The organism is Streptomyces sp. NBC_01237, assembly GCF_035917275.1.
Classification (GTDB): domain Bacteria; phylum Actinomycetota; class Actinomycetes; order Streptomycetales; family Streptomycetaceae; genus Streptomyces.
Map to the genome: position 1 here is coordinate 7,389,497 of NZ_CP108508.1, position 17,810 is coordinate 7,407,306.

The window sequence follows — 17,810 nt, forward strand, 5'->3', positions numbered from 1 at the left end:
GCCGGCGGGGCCGCGTGCGCGCCGGAGGTGCGCCCCGCGCCGCTACCGGACGTCGCCGGTCGTACGCCGGTAGGTGGAGCGCCGGTCCTCGATGTCCGCCCAACGGTCTCCGTACACCGTCTCCCTGATTCCCGGTTCGCGCAGGAAGTCGTGCGGGAAGCCCAGCGGCACCGCGCTCACCGTGTCCAGGCGCTCGACCGCGTCGGCGTCCAGCTCGACGTCCAGACAGGCCAGGTTGTCGGTCAGCTGGGCCTCGGTGGAGGCGCCGATGATCGGGACGATGTTGCCGGGACGCCCGCGCAGCCAGGCCAGTGCGACCTGGGCCGGGGTCCAGCCGCCCCGCTCGGCGATCTCCACGACCGCGCGGACCGTTTCGTACGCGCGGCGTTCCGTGCCGTCGCGGCCGTCGCCCGCCGCCGGAGCCGTGCCGTCGACGGAGTGGGTGCCGGTGAGCCGGCCGCGGGCCAGCGGGCTCCAGGCGAAGACGGCCTGGTCGAAGGCGCGTGCCTGGGGGAGCAGTTCGCGTTCCGGCGTACGCTCCAGCAGGCTGTAGCGCAGTTGCGAACCGGCGAAGGCCGTCCACCCGCGCAGCTCGGCGAGCGTACTGGCCTGGGCGATCTCCCAGGCGGGCCAGTCCGAGACCCCGACGTAGAGCACCTTCCCGGTGCGTACGAGATCGTCGAGGGCCCGCATGACCTCCTCGACCGGGGTGAAGTTGTCCCGTGCGTGCACCCACAGCACGTCGAGCCGGTCGGTGCGCAGCCGGCCGAGGCTCTGTTCCACCGACCGCACGAGGTTCTTGCGGTGATTTCCCGCGGAGTTGACGTCGCCGCGGGCGGTCGCGCAGGTGTACTTGCTGGCGAGGACGAGGGAGTCGCGGCGGTCGCCGAGCACCTCCCCGAGGACCGTCTCCGAGGTGCCCGCCGCGTAGATGTCGGCCGTGTCGAGGAAGTTGCCGCCCGCCTCGACATACGCGTCGACGATCCGCCCGCTGGTGTCCCGGACGGCGTCCGGCCCCGACTCATGGCTGCCCAGCGTCATGGCACCCAGTGCCAGTTCGCTGACTCGCAGACCGGTTCTGCCGAACAGTGTGTAACGCACGAATGATCCCCTTCGGTCGGGTGGTGTCCCGGAGGCTATGAGCTGGAGCGCACTCCAGCGCAAATCACCTCCGTGCGTCGGGCGCTCCCCGGGGCTTTCCGCCGGATCGGACCGGGCGCGCATGCCGTGCCGGGCACCTGTTTCGACCGCGATCGACTGCCGGCCGGAACGGTGTGGACCGCTCGGGTGCGAAACATGATCGACTCCGCCGGTTCACGGCGATGGTCTTGCCCCGCCGTGTGGCGGGGCTTACGTTCTCCTCCAACGCAGATGTCTACGTGCGTAGAAACGCGTAGAGGCTCTCGGACGCCGCGTCGAAGGAGCAGCTCATGTCCCACGTCGTACGCGCCGCACTTGTCCAGGCGACCTGGACCGGCGACACCGAATCCATGATCGCCAAGCATGAGGAGCATGCGCGCGAGGCCGCCCGGCAGGGGGCGCGGATCATCGGGTTCCAGGAGGTGTTCAACGCCCCCTACTTCTGCCAGGTGCAGGAGCCCGAGCACTACCGCTGGGCCGAGGCGGTGCCCGACGGGCCGACCGTCCAGCGGATGCGTGACCTGGCCCGCGAGACCGGCATGGTGATCGTCGTGCCGGTCTTCGAGGTCGAGCAGAGCGGCTTCTACTACAACACCGCGGCGGTGATCGACGCCGACGGCTCGTACCTCGGCAAGTACCGCAAGCACCACATCCCGCAGGTCAAGGGCTTCTGGGAGAAGTACTACTTCAAGCCCGGAAACGCCGGGTGGCCCGTCTTCGACACCGCCGTGGGCAAGGTCGGCGTCTATATCTGCTACGACCGGCACTTCCCCGAGGGGTGGCGACAACTGGGTCTCAACGGAGCTCAGTTGGTCTACAACCCGTCGGCCACCTCGCGCGGTCTCTCCAGCTATCTCTGGCAGCTGGAACAGCCCGCGTCCGCCGTCGCCAACGAGTACTTCATCGCCGCGATCAACCGGGTCGGCCAGGAGGAGTACGGCGACAACGACTTCTACGGCACGAGTTACTTCGTCGACCCGCGCGGTCGGTTCGTCGGTGAGGTCGCCAGCGACAAGGAGGAGGAACTCCTGGTCAGGGACCTCGACTTCGACCTGATCGAGGAGGTCCGTCAGCAGTGGGCGTTCTACCGGGACCGCAGGCCGGACGCGTACGACGGGCTGGTGGAGCCGTGACCGGACTGCACGAGCGGCATCTGGCGGTCAGTCCGGACTGGCTGGCGCTCTACTACCGGCGGCCCCTGGAGCTCACCCATGGCGAGGGCCGTCATGTCCGGGACGCCGACGGCAACCGGTATCTCGACTTCTTCGGCGGCATCCTCACCACCATGACCGCCCATGCCCTGCCCGAGGTCACCAAGGCGGTGGCCGAGCAGGCCGCGCGCATGATCCACTCCTCGACGCTCTATCTCAACCGGCCGATGGTGGAGCTCGCCGAGCGTGTCGCCACGCTCTCCGGCATCCCCGACGCCCGGGTCTTCTTCACCACGTCGGGCACCGAGGCCAACGACACCGCGCTGCTGCTCGCCACCGCGTACCGCCGGTCCAACCAGGTCCTCGCGATGCGCAACAGCTACCACGGACGGTCGTTCTCGGCGGTCTCCATCACGGGCAACCACGCCTGGTCGCCCACGAGTCTGTCACCGCTGCAGACCCTGTACGTCCACGGTGGCGTCCGCAGCCGCGGTCCGTACGCCGAACTGAGCGACGCGCGGTTCATCAAGGCGTGCGTCGCCGATCTGGAGGACCTGCTCGGGCACACCCGGGAGGCCGCCGCGCTGATCGCCGAACCCATCCAGGGCGTCGGCGGCTTCACCTCACCGCCCGACGGGCTGTTCGCGGCGTTCCGTGAAGTCCTCGACCGGCACGGCATCCTGTGGATCTCCGACGAGGTGCAGACCGGGTGGGGGCGTACCGGCGACCACTTCTGGGGCTGGCAGGCGCACGGCGAGCACGGGCCGCCGGACATCCTCACCTTCGCCAAGGGAATCGGCAACGGCATGTCCATCGGCGGGGTCGTGGCCCGCGCCGAGGTCATGAACTGCCTGGACTCCAACTCCATTTCGACGTTCGGCGGCTCCCCGGTCACCATGGCCGCCGGGCTCGCCAACCTCTCGTACCTCCTGGAACACGACCTCCAGGGCAACGCGCGCCGGGTCGGCGGACTGCTCATCGAACGCCTCCGGGCGATCGGCGCGCGTTCGTCGTGCGTACGGGAAGTGCGCGGCCGGGGACTCATGATCGGCATCGAACTGGTGAAGCCCGGCACGGACGAGGCGCACCCGGAGGCCGCGGCGGCCGTCCTGGAGGCGGCCCGCGAAGGCGGACTGCTCCTCGGGAAGGGCGGCGGCCACAGCACCAGCGTGCTGAGGATCGCGCCGCCGCTGTCGCTGACGGTCGCCGAGGCGGAGGAGGGCGCCGCGATCCTGGCGGACGCCCTGCACGCGGCGGTCTGACCGTAACCGGAACGGAGTCCGGGCCCCGGGGCGCTGTTCCCCCCGGGGCCCGGCCCCTTCCGGTGAGCCGTGGACCGGCCGTCCGTCGCCGTCCCCGGCGCGCGGCTCAGCCCCGGCGCGCGGCTCAGCCCCGGTGACCGGTGGGGCGGGTGAGGTCCAGGGAGCGGACCGGGTCCAGCTCGCCGTAGTAGGCGAGCTTGCCGGAGCGCACATTCGTGACCGTCAGCGTGGCCCCGGCCTGGCCCCGGCCCACGGTGGTCCGGAAGCGGAACGAGCCGTCCTTGCCCGTGCTGCCGGTCAGCTTCCGTACCTTGTCGCCGGAGACCAGCTCCGCCGTGACCTTCGCCCCGCGCACCGGCCTGCCGTCGGCGGTCTTGACCGCACCCTTGGCGACGACCGTCCAGGGGGCGGCGGAACCCGGCCTGCCGAGCAGCTTGGTGTCCGCCGTCAGACGCGAGACCGCCAGCTGGGACGGCGGGTTGGGCTGACCGAAGGCGACCTGGTCGACGGTCCAGAACGCGCTGTTCGTGCCGGTGTAGCGGAAGCTCAGCCGCGCGGTGCTCGCACCGGCCGGGACGTCGAGCTTCAGGCGCTCGACGGTGTTGGCGTTCGCCCGGTAGGACTTCACGAGCTGCGGGGCGCCGCCGTCGTAGGAGACGTACACATCGCCGGTCTGCGGTCCGTCGATACGGTAGTTCGTGGCGTACGAGACGTTCGCCGTCGCCGCACCGTTCAGCCGGTACGCGGGACCGACCAGGGTCGAGTCGAACTGGCCGGCGTCGTGCGCCTTGTCGTCCCACTCGTCGGAGTCGGCGACCGCGAAGACGTCGCGGGCCCGGACGTTCGTCTCGCGGCCCTGTCCGAGTTCGGCGTTCGTCCAGAACTCGTCCGTCGCGAAGGACCAGCCGCGCCACTCGGTGACGCCGCCGGCCGGCATCCGCGAATTGTCGATGCTCCAGCCCTCGGGCGCGGTGTTCGTCCAGCCCCTGGTGCCGGCCGGGAGCCTCGTCTCGTCGACCGGGGCGCGCAGCGAACCGCGCAGCGCGTCGAAGGCGTCCGGCTTCAGCGCGGTGAGCGCGGTGCCGTCCAGGTTCCAGGCGGGGTCCGTCGCGACGCCCTCGTGACGCAGGACGGTGGGAGCGATGTCGGTGATCTTGACGTCGTGACGCACCGAACCGGGCTGGATGCCCTTGCCCCGGGCGATGACGAAAGTCCCGCGCTCACCGGGGGAGTTGCCGCCGTGACCGCCGGTCGGGGTGTGACCGTGGTCGGCGGTGACGACGACCAGCCAGTCCTCCTTGGCGTACGTCGGCCGGGAGGTGACGGCGTTCAGCAGCCGGCCGATCTGGGCATCGGCGACGCCGAGGGCCTTGAGGTACGCGTCGCTCGATGTCCCCGAGCTGTGACCGGCGCCGTCGACCTCGTCGAGGTGGACGAAGGTGGAGTCGGGATTGCCGTGCGCGAGGTAGTCCTCGGCCTTGGCGGTGGTGCCCGCGTCATTGCCGCCCGCGAGGCGCAGGTCGGTCCTGGCACCGAAGACGATCTCGGGGATCGGGTTCCAGGTGCCGACGACCAGCGTGGACGTCGCCGGGTCGGCGTTCTCCAGACGGGTCGCGTAGTCGGGGTACTGCCCGTAGTTGGGCGCGGTGAAGTTGTTGTCCTTCACGTTGTGCTTGTCGGGCCAGACACCCGTGGCGATCGAGGACCAGCCCGCGCCGGAGACGGTCGGGGCCATGGGGTTGGCGAAGAGGTTGCTGCGTGCCGTCAGCCCGCCCGACATCAGCTTGTCGAGGTTGGGTACCGCTGCGCGGGCGAAGGTGTCGATCGAGGCGCCGTCGACACCGATGACGAGGGTCTTCGCCTGCTTCGTACCGGACGGCAGACCGGCGTACGGGGCGGCGGCGGGCGCGGCCCCGTACCCCTCGGCGTGGGCGGCTGTGGTGACCAGGGGCAGGGCGACGGCCGCGACGGTGGCAGCGGCCAGTGCGGTACGTGCGGAGCGCGATATGCGCACGTGATCCTCCGGGATCGGTCGGAAGGCACCGGACTTCGGGGCGTCCGGCGACGTGTCAGACGTTCGCCGCCCGGGGTGATCGCCTCACGCCCGTTGCGGGGCCAGCCGATGAACCGTACCCAACATTTGGACCAGACCCTTCATCATTTCGTTATCAATTTCCGTGACCATGACGGCAGTCGAGGCCACCACGGCTGCCCGGGCCATGTGCCCGATGTGCCGACGTATACGGGAGCGCCGCCGCGACGGCCCGCCGCCGGGTGCCGTGCCGGGCCGGGTCGGGCATTGGGCCGGTGGGGTGTCCCGGGCGGGAAACGGAAACGTCTTCATCGGTTGACGGCAGCGGTATTGCCACAGTGGGCAACCCACTTCTACGTTCTTCATCACACACGTGTCTACGTGCGTAGACCCATTCCGCCGCCGGGCGCACCGGACGTACCGAAGCGGCTCATGAGTGAAACCCCGGATCCGACGCGAATGGAGCAGACGCTATGGCACGCACTCTGATCACCGGTGGCCTGGTCATCACTGCCTCCGACGAACTGCACGTCGACGTGCTCGTCGACGGTGGCCGCGTCGTGGCCCTCGCCACCCCCGGCAGTCACGGGTGGACGGCCGACCATGTCATCGACGCCGCGGGCAAGTACGTGATCCCGGGCGGGGTCGACGCGCACACGCACATGGAGATGCCGTTCGGTGGCACGTTCGCCTCCGACACCTTCGAGACCGGCACGCGGGCCGCGGCCTGGGGCGGCACGACGACCATCATCGATTTCGCGATCCAGTCCAAGGGCGGGTCCCTCCGTGCGGGGCTCGACGCATGGCATGAGAAAGCCGATGGAAAGTGCGCGATCGACTACGGGTTCCACATGATCATGTCCGATGTGAACGAGTCCTCGCTGAAGGAGATGGACACGCTCGTCTCGGCCGGGGTCACCTCGTTCAAGCTCTTCACCGCGTATCCGGGGGTGTTCCTCTCCGACGACGGCCAGATCCTCCGGGCCATGCAGCGCGCGGGCTCGAACGGCGCTCTGGTGATGACGCACGCGGAGAACGGCCTCGCCATCGACGTACTGGTCGAACAGGCGCTGGCACGCGGCGAGCGGGACCCTCGGTACCACGGTGAAGTCCGCAAGGCACTCCTGGAGGCGGAGGCCACGCATCGGATGATCAAGCTGAGCCAGGTGGCGGGCTCTCCCCTCTACGTGGTGCACGTCTCGGCGCGGGAAGCGCTGGCCGAGCTGGCACGGGCCCGGGACGAGGGCCTTCCCGTATTCGGTGAGACCTGTCCGCAGTACCTCTTCCTGTCGACCGACAACCTGGCGGAGCCCGAATTCGAAGGCGCCAAGTACGTCTGCTCCACACCGCTGCGCCCGAAGGAGCACCAGGCGGCCCTGTGGCGTGGACTGCGGACGAATGATCTGCAGGTGGTCTCCACGGACCACTGCCCGTTCTGCTTCAAGGGCCAGAAGGAGATGGGCCGGGGAGACTTCTCGAAGATCCCGAACGGTATGCCGGGTGTCGAGAACCGCATGGACCTGCTGCACCAGGCCGTTGTCGACGGGCACATCGGCCGTCGGCGCTGGATCGAGATCGCCTGCGCCGCGCCGGCCCGGATGTTCGGCCTGTATCCGAAGAAGGGCACGATCGCACCGGGAGCCGACGCCGACATCGTCATCTACGACCCGCACGCCGAGCAGGTCATCTCGGCCCGGACGCATCACATGAACGTCGACTACTCGGCCTATGAGGGCAAGCGCGTGACGGGGCGGGTGGAGACGGTGCTCTCCCGCGGTGTTCCGGTGGTCGACAACCGCGACTACGTGGGGCACGCGGGCCACGGGACCTATGTGCCGCGCGGCATCTTCCGGGAGGCGAACTGACCTGGTCCGTAAGCAACTTCGCCCTCCCCGAAACCCAACCCGCCGCTCTCCGGCCCGGCCTGAGCGGCAGGTGCGTGTACGTCACCGGCGCCGCCGCCCGCGTGCGGCGCCGTTCGGCCCCCCGCGCGCCTCTCACCCCTCCTGCGCGCTGCTCCGGTCGGGCGGGAAGGAGCAGAACGACAACGAGTCCTCCGCGCACGGGATCACGGTCCGGATGATCGCCAGGGTACGCGGGGTGATGTCGGACCGGTTGTTGAGGACCCAGGAGATGTGCTGCGCGCCGAAGAAGGCGGAGACCAGCACCGTGGCGAGCGTCGGCGGGTCCGTCGTGGTGCTGGTCAACGTGCCGTCCTGTGCTCCCATTTCGAGCCACGAGGTGATCACGCTGATGTACGCCTCGAAGGGGACGGGCAGGTCGCGGTCGATCAGGGCCCGCTCGATCTGCAGCCGGGCCCCGGCCTGCATGACCACGTCGTCGCGGAGCGCGTTGGCCGTATCGACCAGGAGTCTGGCGACGGAGGCGACCGGCGTGAGGTCCGTCTCGTCGATGGCGTGCGCGATCCCGTCGAGGTGGCGGTAGAACTCGTCGGCCACCGCTATCGCCAAGGCCTCCTTGTTCGCGAAGTGGAAGTACACCGCACCCTTGGTGATGTCCGACAATTGCGCCACATCCAGAATCGTGACGCCGGGGAACCCCTTGTCGGCGAAGAGCTGTGCCGCGGCCCCCAGAATGCGCGCCCGCGTGCGCATGGCCCGCTCCTGCTTGAGCTCCGTCCGCGGCGTGATGGGGAGCCCCAGGGAGGAACTAGAGGATGCTTTCATATGATTGATCCAGACTCGCTAGTGTGACGTGCGCCGCATAGATGTTGGCGGAGACTCGAAAGAAACCTTCTGGAAAGTAGATTTACGAGCGAACGGGCCTGGGTCAGGACCGTTCCTCAAACCGGGGGGTTGCTATGGAACAGCTCTGGGCTCTGCGCGGCACCGTGAGGGGTGCCGTGTGAGCGGCACACCCGAACTCACCTTTCAGCAGACGATTCCGCGGTATCTCGTACACCGTGCGGCCGTGGCGGAAGTGTTTCTGACGGACTCCGTGGTCCTCGGGGAGGACCACTTCCTGGTCGCGGCCCAGTGGCCGCGCGACCATGCGCTCTATCACCCCGACGGGGAGGGCAGAACCGACCCGTTGCTGTTCGCGGAGACCATCCGCCAAACGCTGGTCTACCTCTCCCACCAGCACTACCGGGTCCCGCTGGGGCACCGATTCGTGGGTCGTGACATGGCTCTGGCCATCGCCGACCCGGACGCCGTGCGCGTCGGCTCCGAGCCGCTGCCCGTGACTCTGGAGACCCGCTGGATCCGGGTCGGCAACGACTCGCCCCGGCGTCAGGGGATGCGGATCGAGGTCGTCCTCATGGTCGGGGGCGCGGTCTGCGGGCAGGGGCACCTGAGCGGTGTCGCGGTGGACGAGACCTACTACCGCCGACTGCGTGGTCAGCCCGGCCGGGGCCGTGCGCCCGCCCACGGCCCGGCCGCCGGCCCCGGCCGCGTTCCCGGGGGGATGGTGGGCCGGCTGCGGGACAAGGACAGCGTGCTGCAACGGGACGACCGGAGCGGGGAGTGGAGGCTGCGGGCCGACCTCGACCATGCCATCCTCTTCGACCACCCGGCCGACCATCTGCCGCTGATGGTGATGTTCGAAGGGTTTCGGCAGCTGGGGCACCTGCTGGTTCACGGGGCCGACACCCCGGATCCGCCGCGCGGGGCACATGCTCTGGTCTCACTGGCCTCGGAGTGTCTCGCCTGGGCCGAACTCGACGTGCCGACGCGTCTGGTCGTCCGTGCCGACTCGGGTACCGAGGACCGGACCGGATCGCGACGGCTCAACATCGACGCGGTCCAGCAGGACTCCGTCGTCATGACATCCGAGATGCTCTGGGCCCCGGTGGGGCGGGGCACCGGGGGAACGAAACCCGGCGTGCCCGGCCCCCGCGACGTCTGAGCACAGCGGACGGCAGGGCCTAGCCGGACGGGGGACGGGACCGAGGTGCGACGCCGACCCGCAGTTCGCTCCATGTTCCCCCTTCCTTGGCATGTGTGGTCATCCCGGGATCCCGGCGGTACAGGCCGTTGTCCCACAAATACCGGCAAGAACGAATCTATTCAATGAGTCGGCCTGCCCTGGAACCTCTTTTTTGCTGGTGCATGGCCATCTGCTTGCGATTTCGGGGCCGGCCGTGCCACCTGCTTGGCACAAGGAGACGCATCCATGCCGAAAACAACACATGAGGCCGAAACCGGCTTCCGTCAGGAAGTACTGCTGCACGCCGCCACCGTCGCCGCGCGTGGTGCCCGCGAAGCCGACAGCGAGCGACGGCTGAACGAGCGGACCATGGCGGCCCTGGACGACGCCGGGTTCGCCCGCCACTTCGTACCACGCCGCTGGGGCGGTCGGGAGGGAACGTTCACCGACGCGTTCCTCGCCACGGCCCAGCTGGCCGAGAGCTGTGCGTCCGCCGCCTGGTGCGCCATGCTCTGGGCGGCGCACGCCCGATTCGCCGGCCGGCTGCCCGAGGAAGCGCAGCAGGAGTTGTGGGGGGAATCGCCCGACGTGCGGATCGCGGCAGCCATCATGCCCCCCTCAGGCACGGTCCGGCCCACTGCCGACGGGTGGTTGATCGAGGGGCAGTGGAGGATGGCGAGCGGAGCGGATCACGCGGACTGGCTGCTGCTGAGCGCCGCCGAGGCCGATGAGGCCCCGCATCGCACGGCGGTGCCGCCCACGAGCCGGTTCCGGGTGTGCGTGGTCCCGCGTTCCGCCGTGACCGTCCTCGACACCTGGCACGGGACCGGTCTGCGCGGAACCGCCAGCAACACCGTTGTCCTCGCCGAGACCCTGGTGCCCGACAGCCGGACCGTTCCGCTCACCGCCCTGCTCGGCGGCGGCCCGCGGGGCGGCGCGCGCTGTCACAGGGTGCCGGCGCATCTGGTCGGCGGCCCGCTGTTCTGCGCACCGGCGCTCGGCTCCGCCCGCCGTGCTGTCGCCACCTGGACCGAGCGAGCCGTGCGACTGCATTCCCCGGGCGGGGTGGGGCCGTTGATCCGTCCGGCCGCCGCTGAGCGGCTGGCCCGCGCCTCCGCCGACGTCGACGCCGTCGGGCTGCTGCTGACGGAGGCCGTGCGCAGGGCGGACACGGAGGAGGTCTCACCGCACGCGGTCGCCCGCAACCAGCGGGACGCGGCCGTCGGTGCCGACCGGCTCGCCACCGCGATGGATCTGCTCCTGCGCGCGGACGGGTCCCATCTGCGCGACACGCAGAGCGACTTCCACCGGCACTGGCGCGACGTACTCACCATTGCCTCGCACGGGGCGTTGCGTCTGGAGCCCGCCGCGGCCGCCTTCGCGGGATCGCTCCCGGTACCGGCGGGGGTCTGACGATGGGAATCCTGGTGTCTCCTCCCCGCCGGCTCGTCTTCGTGGACGTCGACGAGACGCTCATCAGGGCCAAGAGCCTCTTCGACTTCCTGGAGTTCTTCTTCATCGGACGCTACGGAACCGACGGAGCCAAGCACGCCCGTGCGACACGGGAGCGGCTGGCTGCCCTACAGGCGGCGGGGGCCAGCCGCGGCGACGCGAACCAGGCGTACTACCGGGCATGGCGCGGTCAGCCCGCGTCGGACGTGGCCGAATGGGGAGCGCGCTGGTTCGACGAGCGCCGCGGAAGCGGCGACTTCTACCTCGCCGGCACCCGGGTGGCACTGAGCCGCCATCAGGAGGAGGGCGCCGCCGTCGTCCTGGTATCGGGTTCGTTCGCGGCCGTGCTCGACCCCATCGCCGCGGATGTCGGCGCACGTCATGTGTGCGGCACCCACCCGGAGGTCCGCGACGGTCTGCACACCGGGGAGATCGACGGTGCGCCGGTCATCGGCGAGGGCAAGCGGGCGGCCGTACGCGATCTCCTCCGTGGCTACCCCCACATCCGGGCGGAGGACTGCTACGGCTACGGGGACCACCTCTCCGACCTGCCGATGCTCACCGAGGTCGGCTACCCGGTTGTCGTCGGGCACAGCCCGGAGTTACTGGCCGCGTTACCCGGTGCGGGCATCCTGCCCCAGTGACCTTCCGCCGCAGGGCGAGGCAACGGGGCGGACCGCTGAAGACTGACGCACCGGAAGGAACCTATTTCGGGGCTGACCGCACCGGGGTGCTGATGGGGTGCCGAGGACGCGAAGGAGATGCTTCACCCTCCGTCGAAGGAGGTCCACGGCGTAACTCCCCCGGTCACGCGCCTTCTTCGGACCTCTGTGGAGCATGACGCCGGGCCTGCGCCGTACCGCGGGAGCGAGGTGAGGGAGGGTCTGGCCCGGCGCGGGCCGGACCTCGTGTGCGAGGTGAGTGCCGAGCAGTTCGTCCGCCTGCGGCCCCAGGAGGCGTCCGGCCCCTCCCGCACCTACCGCTCTCCGGCACGCCCCCGCCTCGCGAGGGCGGCAGAGCGCATGCTTCTGGATCGCCGGTCCTACCGACCGCCGGGTGGAGGAGGTGCCGGCGCTCGCCCGGAGCGTGAGCGCCGCCCGCCGCCCGGTGAGCAGCCTGGAGGCGAACTCCGGGGCCCAGGACTTCGAAGGCCGCTCCTTCCCGGGCCGGCACCACCACATGACGATGACCTCCGCCGCCTACGCCTTCCGGAGCCTCCGTCGGGACCCCACTCGCCGGCTCCTGCGCCTGACCTGTACGGGGACGGAGCGCTCCGCCGCGGAACTCAGCCGGTGTCGTGCCCTGGGGCCCGCGCCGTCGACGCGGGGCATGTGACCGGCGCCGGGAAGAGCAACTGCCAGAACTGGCGCGCATCATGGGGGAAGCTGTCCCACTGGTGCTGCGCCGTCGTGTGGTACCTGCCGAACGTGGAGGCGACCACCAGGCCGCTCAGCGTCTCGGGCGCGTGGGTCGACCTCACCTCCCCGCGCCGCTGGGCCTCGCGCACCAACTGGGTGGTCATCCGCGTCACATCATTGATGACCGCAGGGGACTCACCGAGTGCCCTGGCGCCTTCCGAGACCAGCTGGAGCCCGGCGCGGAAGCGGATGTCGACGCGCAGGCGGCTCGCCAGGGTGAACGTGATGCACTGAAGCGTCTCCAGCGAGTCGTCGCCCGCGTCGGCGGCCTGCCCGAGGATCTCCCGCCAGGCCCGGTCGAAGGGCGCGGTGAGTGCCGTGGCCAGGGCTTCCTTCGACGGGAAGTGCGCGTAGACGGCCCCCTTGGTCATGCCGACCTGCACGGCGATGCGCGCCAGGTTGGCCCCCGCGTAGCCATGCCGGGTGAATTCGTCTGCCGCGGCATCCAGGAGGACCTCGTGGGTCCTTCTGGCACGGTCCTGCTTCGGCACGGTGTCCTGCCTCTCAAGTTGTCGTTCCGATACGGTCGTTCGGGGCCGTAGGCCCAGGTAGGTCAAGGTGGTCGGGGGCGGCCGGGGCGGCCGGAGTCGGCGGGGGGCGGTCACGCGGCAATCGCCCGGCCTCTCGCCGGAGACTCCGGAAGTGGCACCACCAGTAACCTTCCTGAGAGAATTTTTCCCTCCGTTCAGCCGTTCGGCAAGCACATGGGGATCTCGGTGGATGATCTGGCTGCTTCTGGCTGCGCCCGCATGGAGTCGGGCAGAAGTCCATGAGCTGCCCGACTCGGCCCTCCGGTACCCCATGGGTGGTTCTCACCTGCATGAAATGCGGTGCGGCGGGGTAATGGCGTTGCCGTCCATGCCCGTTGGAGGCGAGCAGTTGGCAGCCCCGGACGTGCTGGCTGGCCGGATCGTGCCCTGTGCGGGTGCCCTGCCGGGAGGGCCTCGCGTACGTGCGGCACCGTATGAGTGCTCCGAATCGGCACCGCACAACCCTGGTTCATGTGTCGTTCACCTGTCGGGCGCAGGCGGGGGAGCGTTGGCGTCGCTCAGGGCAAGAGGTGGCAAAGTAGTCGGGTGATTTCACCAAAACTGACGTGCTAGAAGGTATTTTTCTTGAGGTGGATCGAGCAGGCGTCATGGCAGGGGGAGCTTCATATGCCGGCAGGCCAGTCGCACACCGTGCGACCCACGGGCGCGTTCTCGCCCCGAAGGTTCCTGCGCGGCATGAGCTGTGCCCCTTGGGACGGAGCTCCGGTGCCGCACTGTCCCGCCCGCACCGAAGTCGAGCGCGTCGCCGCGCAGGCGTGTATCCCGGGGTACGACCGCGATGCGGCACCGGATGCGTGGAGCGGCACCCCCGGTGCGGTCACTCGCTCACGCATCACGTCCCGTCCCATGGCGCGGGGACTGTCCGTGCCCGACAGGTGCATGGGTAAGTAGCGGACAACCTCCGCTTCTCCTCCTTGCTGCCCGCAAGCCGGTCCGATCAAGAATGGGGCAGAGGGCGCCGGTACGGGACCTGTGACGCGGATCGTCTCCGGGGAGCCCTTCCGTTCCCGGGGGAATCCAGGGGCCCACGTGTGTGCGGCGCCCGGTCCCTCGGGTGATTCCGTCATGCCCCGGGGATCTGCGGGGTCCGGAACAGCGCTCCTTTCTTCCCGGCGTAACAGTGTTGCCGTGTCTGATTCTTCTCTCGGTCCGGTCGGGGCGTGAATTTCGGCATGCCCATTTCTGTTCTCCTCTGTGGGATCGCGGCCGGGGCGAACCCGAGAGCCGGGACGCCTTGTCGCGGTCAGCCGAGATCTTCTGGATGGTCATAGGGGGAGTCATGCAGTTTCGGATGTTGGGTCCGCTGGAAGTCCTGGTCAACGGGCATCCGGTGGTTCTGGGGGGAGCAAGACAGCGAGCCACTCTGGGATTCTTGCTGCTGCGGGTCAACCGCGTGGTGGCCGTCAGCGAATTACAGGACGCCCTGTGGGCGTTCGACGAGGCACCGCCCACGGCGCGGAAGATGCTGCAGAACGCGGTGTGGGGGCTGCGGGGCCTCTTCTCCGCCGAGCTCCACCCGCAGGAGTCGGCCGCGGTGGTGACCCAGGCCCCCGGATACATGCTGCGCGTCGCGCCCGAACAGGTCGACCTGCACCAGTTCCACCGCAAGGTCGAGGAAGGCCGGGCCAGGCTCGCGGCCGGTCCGCCGGAAGAAGCCGCCCGCCTGCTCGGGGACGCACTGGCGCTGTGGCGGGGACCGGCCCTGGCGGACCTCGTCGAGACCGGCATCGCCTGGCCGGGGCTCGCGGCCGTACAGAGCGCCAAGCTCGATGCCATGGAGGACTACTTCGAGGCGCAGCTGGCCTGTGGACGCCATCACGACGTACTCGCCGATCTGGCGTCGATGGTCGCGGGCGAGCCCTTCCGGGAGCGGTCGTGCGGTCAGCTCATGCTGGCTCTGTACCGCTGTGGACGACAGGTCGAGGCCTTGGACGCGTACAGCGTGCTGCGCTCCCTCCTGGCAAGTGACCTGGGCCTTGAACCCAGCCGCGAACTGCGGTTCCTTCAGCGGTCCATTCTGAGCCATGATCCGGCGCTCTTCCCCGAAGGGCTGCCGAAGTCCCCCGAGCCACGCACCGAACCGCGCGGGAAGCACCCGGCCACCGGTGCCGCGACGCCGCCGCGTTCCACGGGGGCGGAGGCTCCGGACGCCGCCGCGCGCCCCCGCAGGGCGACGGTGGCCGAGAAGTCCGAGCCGGTTGCGCCGTCGGTGGGCCGGCCGCATCGCGACGCGGAGCGGCGCCGTGTGAGCCTCGTCCTGATCAACAGCCGCTTCGGCACCGGGATAGAGCAGTTGGACGCCGCGGAGATCGACAACGTACTGAAGGCCGTCGCCGGCACGGTCCAGGACAAGGCCGAGTCCTTCGGTGGTGCGGTGGAGCTGGCCATCGGCCCCCTCTCCCTGGCCGCCTTCGGCATGGCGGACTCCGAGGACTGCGAGGAGCGGGCCGTACGAGCGGCGCTGGCCGTACGCGATCACGTCGACGCCTGGGCCGTGCAGACCAGTCGCACCGCCGTACGCGAGCCCAGGCCCGTGCTCGGCCTGGCCGTCGTCACCGGCGAGGCGAGGGTGCGCGGGACGCAGGGGGACGGCGGCGACCCGCTGTCCGTCTTCGGGTCTCTCGTGGAGCGCTGTCAGACGCTGCTCTCCAGCGCCATGGGCGGCGAGATCGTGGTCTGCGACCGGACACGGCGGGCAACCGATGCCGCGATCGTCTATAGGCCGGCCGGCGGATCGCCGGACGACTGGCAGGTCGAGGGCGTACGGGGCGTGAGCGGCCGTTCCGACGGTGACGCCTCCAGTACCTGTCATGACATCGAACTCGGCCTGGCGCAGGGACTGCTGGAGTGGTCACTGCGCCGTCGGGCGACGCATCTGGTCACCGTGCTGGGGGACCCCGGAGCGGGCAAGAGCCAGTTCCTGGAGGACTTGAGGGGAAGCTCGGCCGCACACCGGGAGGGGGCGCAATGGCTGATCAGCCGTGTCTCCGCGTCAGTCGGCAACGACGCCATGGCGGTGCTGAGGAGCATGGTGTCCACGCTGTGCCGGATCTCGCCGGAGGACTCCCCGGCCACGGTCCACGGCACGTTGTCGGAGGCCCTGCACAGATGGAGTGACTTCGAGGCGGAGCGCAGATGGCTGAGTGCCAGACTGGGCGCCGTGCTCGGACTGAAGAGCAAGGAGAGCATCGGGTGCGGCACCGTGGACGCGCTCGACGGCTGCCAGCGATTCCTCACCAACGTCGCGCTCCGCGAACCCCTCGTCCTGGTCTTCGACGATGTGCACCGCGCACACGACGACGTGCTGGACTTCATCGAGGGACTGGCCTCCCTGCCGGTGCCCGTTCCCCTCTTCGTGATCGTCACCGGCCGTTCCGAACTGCTCCGGCGCCGGCCCGAATGGGGCGGCGGACAGCGTCACACCACCTTCACGCTCACTTCCCCCTCTCCGTCGACGGGCTTGCGGTCGGCGAACGGACCGCGTCCCGGGGGGCATCGGATCGGACCGAGCTCCGATGGGCGTCGGGCGGGATACGCCGCTGTCTCCGGGGTGGCCGGTCCGACCGGATTTCCCTGTTGAGCCGTACCCCGGCGGGAACCCTCTGTCCGAAGGGCGCGAGCGACGGCTTGGCCGCCTTCCGGGTCCTCACGGGCCGGGGTCCGTCCGCACGCTGACCCATGGGCCGTTTGCGCTACGCCGCTCCCTTGCCGTGCGACGGAAACGGGCCGCTTTATTTCGGCCACGTCCACCGAATCTCGATCGGTCTCTCCAGAATTCAGAGTGGCCGTGCCGTCGGCATGGCACGAATCCCGAACCGGTCGACGTCAGGAGAGAACCATGCGCACCAAGCCCTGGAGACCTCGTCCGGCACATCCCGCCCCGGCGATATCGCCGACAACGGAAGACGTGAATCACCCGGGAATCATGGTGCTGTCGCGTTTCACCGCCGGTGCCTTCGGATCCATCTCCGGGCATTACGCCGGACTCTGCCCGCCACGATGTGCTCACTGGCCGGATGAGCAGGGCGACATACGCGAGGAGGAGCGGCGAAGCCCGCACTGAAGGAACAGGGGTGCCCCGGCTGCCCGGTGCACCGGTGCGGCGGGCTCCTGCACTCAAGGCGCCGGAAACGGCCGGCCCTCAGCGAGACGGAGGAATCCCCATGCCCGTGATCACGCCCCGGCCCCCTCCCTCAAGTTACCGACGCTGCGGTCACCGGCTGGGACACCGTCTTCGGACGTAGGGTCTTCGTGCACGCGTACGACTTCCGGATTATCGGAGGCGCACTGGGCGAGGCCCACCCCGCCAAGATCCGCAAGTTCATGGACATGGCGTCGGCGGTGGGCCCGCCGCCGGCGTCCCTGAACGACGGGGCCGGCGCCCGTATCCAGGAGGGTGCGACAGCACCCCGGCGCGGGCCCCGTCGCTCTCGGAGCCCCCGGTGGGGGATTCCCCGCTTACCGTCGATATCGAGCCAACCCCGCCGAGTCCGTCCTCGGGCGGCCGAAGCGGGTCGGACCGGACGCGTCGGCGGCCGCCGCGGTGTGCAGGAGCTGCCCGAGTCGCTCCGCGAGGGCTCACCGGCGATCAGCGGGAACGTGCGGGGGACCTCTTCCCAAAACCTTGGAAGCGGTCCAGAATCGGCCCCCCGCGACTCGCTTTCGGAGCGTCGTCGCGCAAGGTTCGGCACGGCATGATGTGGAAGGATCTTCCCGAGCACATCACCCAAGGGCCGCGCTCCCGGAGCCTCACCGGCGTGCGCCCGAGTACCTGAAGGCCGGAGTACGGGAGAGGGCGGTATGCGCACTGGGCGACGACGACGGCACACCGCTTCCGCCCCCGCACGGACTGCCGGACCCGCGCTTCACCGGAGCGGCCGGGACGGCCCCTTCCCGGGGTGAAGTCGTCATCCACG

General features: G+C 69.8%; 11 protein-coding genes and 1 pseudogene. 8 read left to right on the forward strand and 4 right to left on the reverse strand.

What is annotated here, in order from left to right; genetic code table 11:
• Positions 1 to 42 precede the first annotated feature (42 nt).
• The gene (locus OG251_RS32810) at positions 43 to 1,101 is read right to left on the reverse strand and encodes an aldo/keto reductase (RefSeq protein ID WP_326680496.1); all 1,059 of its coding nucleotides are present in this window, start codon (positions 1,099 to 1,101) and stop codon (positions 43 to 45) included.
• Between the two features lie 329 nt (positions 1,102 to 1,430).
• Here OG251_RS32810 and OG251_RS32815 point away from each other — a divergent pair, with 329 nt between their 5' ends.
• Positions 1,431 to 2,273, forward strand: a complete 843-nt coding sequence (locus OG251_RS32815) for a nitrilase-related carbon-nitrogen hydrolase (protein ID WP_326680497.1) — start codon at positions 1,431 to 1,433, stop codon at positions 2,271 to 2,273.
• On the forward strand, positions 2,270 to 3,553 hold the full coding sequence (locus OG251_RS32820) for an aspartate aminotransferase family protein (RefSeq protein ID WP_326680498.1): 1,284 nt from the start codon (positions 2,270 to 2,272) through the stop codon (positions 3,551 to 3,553). The genes OG251_RS32815 and OG251_RS32820 overlap by 4 nt, the downstream gene beginning before the upstream one ends.
• Before the next feature lie 124 nt (positions 3,554 to 3,677).
• Here OG251_RS32820 and OG251_RS32825 read toward each other — a convergent pair whose 3' ends face one another.
• The gene (locus OG251_RS32825) at positions 3,678 to 5,567 is read right to left on the reverse strand and encodes an alkaline phosphatase family protein (protein WP_326680499.1); all 1,890 of its coding nucleotides are present in this window, start codon (positions 5,565 to 5,567) and stop codon (positions 3,678 to 3,680) included.
• A gap of 491 nt (positions 5,568 to 6,058) precedes the next feature.
• Between OG251_RS32825 and hydA the strand changes: the two genes are divergently transcribed.
• A complete protein-coding gene (hydA, locus tag OG251_RS32830) occupies positions 6,059 to 7,450 on the forward strand; it encodes a dihydropyrimidinase (RefSeq protein ID WP_326680500.1) in 1,392 nt (463 codons plus the stop codon).
• A gap of 132 nt (positions 7,451 to 7,582) precedes the next feature.
• On the opposite strand, the gene OG251_RS32835 is transcribed toward hydA, so the two are convergent.
• Positions 7,583 to 8,200, reverse strand: a complete 618-nt coding sequence (locus tag OG251_RS32835; protein WP_326680501.1) for a ScbR family autoregulator-binding transcription factor — start codon at positions 8,198 to 8,200, stop codon at positions 7,583 to 7,585.
• A gap of 250 nt (positions 8,201 to 8,450) precedes the next feature.
• Between OG251_RS32835 and OG251_RS32840 the strand changes: the two genes are divergently transcribed.
• The 3 genes from OG251_RS32840 to OG251_RS32850 all read left to right on the forward strand — a co-directional run bounded on the left by OG251_RS32840 (position 8,451) and on the right by OG251_RS32850 (position 11,569).
• Positions 8,451 to 9,452: a ScbA/BarX family gamma-butyrolactone biosynthesis protein gene (locus OG251_RS32840; RefSeq protein ID WP_326680502.1), complete on the forward strand. Its 1,002-nt coding sequence runs from the start codon at positions 8,451 to 8,453 to the stop codon at positions 9,450 to 9,452.
• 267 nt (positions 9,453 to 9,719) lie between these two features.
• Positions 9,720 to 10,886, forward strand: a complete 1,167-nt coding sequence (locus OG251_RS32845; protein ID WP_326680503.1) for an acyl-CoA dehydrogenase family protein — start codon at positions 9,720 to 9,722, stop codon at positions 10,884 to 10,886.
• A 14-nt stretch (positions 10,887 to 10,900) separates the two neighbouring features.
• Entirely contained in the window at positions 10,901 to 11,569 is a 669-nt protein-coding gene (locus OG251_RS32850) for an HAD family hydrolase (protein ID WP_326680504.1), read from the forward strand.
• Positions 11,570 to 12,210: 641 nt separating this feature from the next.
• Here OG251_RS32850 and OG251_RS32855 read toward each other — a convergent pair.
• Positions 12,211 to 12,834 carry a TetR/AcrR family transcriptional regulator gene (locus tag OG251_RS32855; protein ID WP_326680505.1) on the reverse strand — a complete coding sequence of 208 codons (624 nt, stop codon included), beginning with the start codon at positions 12,832 to 12,834 and terminating at the stop codon, positions 12,211 to 12,213.
• Positions 12,835 to 14,173: 1,339 nt separating this feature from the next.
• Between OG251_RS32855 and OG251_RS32860 the strand changes: the two genes are divergently transcribed.
• Positions 14,174 to 16,474, forward strand: a complete 2,301-nt coding sequence (locus OG251_RS32860; protein ID WP_326680506.1) for a BTAD domain-containing putative transcriptional regulator — start codon at positions 14,174 to 14,176, stop codon at positions 16,472 to 16,474.
• Between the two features lie 620 nt (positions 16,475 to 17,094).
• A pseudogene (locus OG251_RS32865) lies at positions 17,095 to 17,301 on the forward strand (carboxyl transferase domain-containing protein); the annotation flags it as partial.
• Positions 17,302 to 17,810: the final 509 nt, after the last annotated feature.

Coding starts and splice junctions, on each gene's coding strand:
- OG251_RS32845 (WP_326680503.1), top strand. CDS start 9,720: ATGCCGAAAACAACACATGAGGCCGAAACCGGCTTCCGTCAGGAAGTA.
- OG251_RS32835 (WP_326680501.1), bottom strand. CDS start 8,200: ATGCGCACGCGGGCGCGCATTCTGGGGGCCGCGGCACAGCTCTTCGCC.
- hydA (WP_326680500.1), top strand. CDS start 6,059: ATGGCACGCACTCTGATCACCGGTGGCCTGGTCATCACTGCCTCCGAC.
- OG251_RS32815 (WP_326680497.1), top strand. CDS start 1,431: ATGTCCCACGTCGTACGCGCCGCACTTGTCCAGGCGACCTGGACCGGC.
- OG251_RS32860 (WP_326680506.1), top strand. CDS start 14,174: ATGCAGTTTCGGATGTTGGGTCCGCTGGAAGTCCTGGTCAACGGGCAT.